Origin of the sequence: Corallococcus llansteffanensis (genome assembly GCF_003612055.1) — a bacterium.
In the GTDB taxonomy this organism is placed as follows: domain Bacteria; phylum Myxococcota; class Myxococcia; order Myxococcales; family Myxococcaceae; genus Corallococcus; species Corallococcus llansteffanensis.
Map to the genome: position 1 here is coordinate 1 of NZ_RAWB01001223.1, position 403 is coordinate 403.

The 403-nt window shown below is 64.8% G+C and carries 1 protein-coding gene; it reads left to right on the forward strand.

Translation table 11 applies throughout. From position 1 onward, the window contains the following. Window positions 1–218: type 2 periplasmic-binding domain-containing protein (locus D7V93_RS44270; RefSeq protein WP_208723400.1), on the forward strand; the 218-nt coding region annotated here is incomplete at its 5' end. Between the last annotated feature and the right edge of the window lie 185 nt (window positions 219–403).

A 403-nucleotide genomic window follows, 5' to 3' on the forward strand; every position in this document is an offset into this window, starting at 1 on the left:
TCGCACGGTTGCTGGCGTGCCGATCCGATGCGGTGTGGATCACCCCCGAGCGCGCTGCGGGCGACGACCTGGCGCATGGTCAACTTGCCCGTCTGGACACTGCCACGTCGGGCACCAAGGAGCCCGTCGGCCTGCTGCGCAGAAGCGTCGCCACACCCAGCGAACTGGCCAGCGCGTTCATGGAACTGCTGACCGAGCTGGCGCAGACGCCGATCTGAGCCGCCTCGCCCTCAAAAAAATTCCGACCCCATGGCCGGCATTTTTTATTTCGACGCGCAGATCAGCGGTGCGCCATCTCCACGTCATCGGCAGCATCGAAGACACTGCGATCGGTCTGCCCCAGCAACTGGCTAGTGATCGCCCCGGCCGTCATCGAGCCATTGACGTTGAGAGCGGTACGGCC